Below are 3,299 nucleotides of genomic sequence, written 5' to 3'. Positions count from 1 at the left end.
GCGAGGCGCTCGTGGGCGCGTACATGGACCGTCCTGTGCCCCACGGCGAGACCGCGAGCGCACGACGTCGTGAGGCGGAGCGGACCGTGCTGAGCGGGTGGAGCTCCGGCATGAGCGCCCCCGCGCCCGCCCCCTCCCGTCCAAGCCCCAGCACTGCCCAGAGCCCGGCGGACGGCAAGGCGGTGCGCTCGGCCGTGAGCGACCGCGTGCGGGTCGTGGGGGAGGCGCTCGCGGACGACGAGGACGACGAGGACGACGAGGACGACGCGGAGGGCGTGGACGCGCCGGCGCGGCGGTTCGACTTCACGGACGGCGGCGCGTTCATCTTCGACCTGCCCGACGTCGTGCCCGCGATCTGGGGGCGGGGCAACGATGTGCTCTGGGCCGAGGGCGAGGCGCTGATGCTCTATGGCGGCTCGGGCGTGGGCAAAACGACGATCGCCGGTCAGCTCGTGCGCGCCCTGATCCTCCCAGGGGAGGGCGGGCACCCCTCGCGCGTGCTCGGCTACCCCGTGGAGCCGGCCACCGGCCGCGTGCTGTACCTGGCGATGGACCGCCCCTCCCAGGTGCGCCGCGCCCTGAATCGCCAGTTCGCCGCCGACGAGCGCGAGCCCGTATCCCAGCGCCTCATCGTCTGGCAGGGACCGCCACAGGCGGACATGGCCGAGGACACGGACCTGTTGCGCGCGATGTGCGCGGACGCCGGCGCTTCGCACGTCGTCGTGGACAGCCTCAAGGACGCCGCCGTGGGCCTGTCGGACGACCGTGTGGGAGCGGGCTGGAACCGGGCGCGACAGGCGGCGCTCGCGGACGGAGTGCAGGTGCTCGAGCTCCACCATCAGGTGAAGGTGCGCCCGGACGGTCCCAAGGGCGTCGATGCGGTGTACGGCTCCACGTGGCTCTCGGCCGGCGCGGGCTCCGTCATCCATCTGGAGGGCCAGCCGGGCGACGCCGTGGTGAAGCTCCGGCATCTGAAACAGCCCGCCGCCGAGGTGGGGCCGCTGGAGGTCATCCACGACGACCGCACGGGCCGCTCGCAGGTGATGGACGAGGCGGATCCGCTCGTTCTCGCTCGGGCCGCTGGGCGCGTCACCGTGGCCGATCTCGCGCGGGCCATGTTCAGCACGGACGCTCCCACGCGCAACGAGACGGAGAAGGCACGCCGCCGGTTGGACAAGCTGGCGCGGACGGGCGCGCTGGAGGTCCGCGAGGTCGCGGGGGAGGGCGGCGGCAGGCCCTCGAAGGTCTACCTCCCAGGGGCAATCACGCGCCCTCGGAGCAACCACGAAAGCAACCACGCACCGTGATTCGCCCGACCAATCACGGACGGTCACGTGCAACCACGCACCCCCCGAAAATCCGCGTAATCAAGCCTCACGCAACCAACCACGGCAATCACGCGCCCACCAACCACGTTCCCCCCTACACCTCTAGGTGTAGGGGGACGCGTGGGGCCGTGTGAGCCGGTCGGAGAAAGAAGAACCAGACCATGAGCACCCCCCTCGTTCGCTGGACCTGCGACCGTTGTTCTCACCCTCTGGGAGAGGGCTGGCACCTGTTCGTGCCACGGGCCGAGATGCGCGCGGCCCGCGACTCACGCGCCCGTCTGGAGGACGTGGCGACCGCCCCTGACGGTCTGCCCCGCCTCGTGCCCCTGGAGACGCTCCAGCGGCTCCACGTGGCCCCCTGGAGCGCCGCGCACGACGCGTGCGCCCCAGGGGAGGCGGAGCGGGCTTTCTGGGCTCTCCCGGCCACTGAGCTGGGCACGGTGCCCGCTCTGCTGGACACGACGGCGCACCTCATGGGCAAGCACTGGCTCGACCTCACGGACTGGCCCGATGTGCTCCAGCGGCTCGCCCGTGGGATGGAGCGCGACGAGGTGGCCCAGTGAGCCCCGTTCACGCCCCGGCCTTGATCCGTCGTCAAGAGGGGAACGCGCTCAGCACAGCCCCCGCTGGGACAACAGCCCAGGTCCCAGGCCGATCCCGCGCTGTGTCCCAGGACGGGCCAGCGCTCGTGGCACAGATTCCGGCACTGGGCAGGGTGAAAACGGGCCGAGTCGAGCCCGGCCCGTGCGCGCCGCCCTCCCGACGGTTCGCGTCGCACGAGCGGCTGACGCCGCTCCGGGCGCGCGCGGCAACCGGGAGTGATTGCGTCACGCGCGTGTGTGCTAATCGGGCGCACCCCCGCGTCCGCCCCCGCCGGCACCACCGTCTCCGCCGCGACCACCACCACCACCTCCCGCTCGTGCGCCTCCCCCTCGCGGTCGCCGCCACCCCGAGCTCGCGCGCACCACCGGTCACGCCGCCCACGTCCCATGCCCACCGATGAGAGAGACGACATGACCGCCCTTCCCCCTCCCCAGACCCCCACACCGCCACGCACGCGGCTCGCGCCCGCCGTGGTCGTCACCCCGCGCGACGTCGCCGGCATCCACGGGACGGCCCTCGTGCCTGCCCTGCCGGGCACAGGCTCCCGCCTCGTGTTCAGCACCTCCACACCCTCCGGCCGTGAGCACACCGCCGGGCCCCTGCTCGCGGCGATGGCCGCGGTGAAAGGACAGACCATGAACGACACCCCCACCTCCCGCCCACACGCCCAGGCCCAGGCCGACGCCTCCGCACCTGCTGAGGCCGCGCCTCAGCCGCCGGCGGACCTGACCGCTCCGGCCCAGTCCCTCACGCCCCTGCGAGACGGCCAGCTCGCCTGTGAGCACTGCGGCGTCGCCGTGGACGAGCCGGCGCACGTGGTGACGCACCACGCGCTCCTCACGCCCCGTGAGGGGGCCGACGGCGGGCCGTTCCCGCCCCGCGCCGTGCCCGGCACCGTGCCCCTGCGGTTCGCCGTCTGCGAGCCGTGCCACGCGGTCCAGACGCGCGCCGGCGAGCTCGTGAAGGCCCACCCTCACCTCGTGCAGACCTGGGGCCGCACCGTGGCCGCTGAGCGCCTCACGGCGGCTCTGCTGGCCGTCGGCGCGGTCGAGCGCGAGCTGATCGAGCTGGACGCCGGCTCGCTCTACAGCCTCATCCTCATGCTGGGCCTGGAGGGCGGCGTGCTCACCTACAGCCGCCGCTATGGGGCTGTGGAGAGCGTGCGGGCGACGGTGAAGGACGCGGCGAGCGAGCCGTGGTCCCACACCACCGGCCGCGACCGCCTGGGCGTGGTGCTCAAGTACCTCGTGTGGCGGCGCATGGAGGCCGTGCGCAACGACCCGCCGGTGCCTGTCGCCCCGCCGGCCGGTAATGCCGGGTGCCTGCTCTGCGGCCTCGCCCACGTCGAGGTGCCCGCGCCCGCCGTCG

The 3,299-nt window shown here is 73.5% G+C and carries 3 protein-coding genes; all 3 read left to right on the top strand.

Annotated elements, in window-relative coordinates:
• Positions 1 to 110 precede the first annotated feature (110 nt).
• Positions 111 to 1,307, top strand: coding sequence for an AAA family ATPase (locus HMPREF3105_RS11605; RefSeq protein WP_141762532.1), 1,197 nt, complete (start codon positions 111 to 113; stop codon positions 1,305 to 1,307).
• Positions 1,308 to 1,489: 182 nt separating this feature from the next.
• Positions 1,490 to 1,891: a hypothetical protein gene (locus HMPREF3105_RS11600; RefSeq protein ID WP_070709736.1), complete on the top strand. Its 402-nt coding sequence runs from the start codon at positions 1,490 to 1,492 to the stop codon at positions 1,889 to 1,891.
• A gap of 450 nt (positions 1,892 to 2,341) precedes the next feature.
• Positions 2,342 to 3,299 (top strand): hypothetical protein (locus tag HMPREF3105_RS11595; RefSeq protein ID WP_210401454.1); only part of this gene is annotated, 958 nt, incomplete at its 3' end.

Origin of the sequence: Micrococcus sp. HMSC31B01 (assembly GCF_001816085.1) — a bacterium.
In the GTDB taxonomy this organism is placed as follows: Bacteria; Actinomycetota; Actinomycetes; order Actinomycetales; family Micrococcaceae; genus Micrococcus; species Micrococcus luteus.
The sequence above is the reverse complement of the archived record's forward strand: the minus strand, read 5'-3'. Positions and strand labels throughout refer to the sequence as shown.

What these genes read in the sequence shown, in the direction of transcription:
- HMPREF3105_RS11605 (WP_141762532.1), top strand. Translation starts at nt 111, where the DNA reads ATGAGCGCCCCCGCGCCCGCCCCCTCCCGTCCAAGCCCCAGCACTGCC.
- HMPREF3105_RS11600 (WP_070709736.1), top strand. Translation starts at nt 1,490, where the DNA reads ATGAGCACCCCCCTCGTTCGCTGGACCTGCGACCGTTGTTCTCACCCT.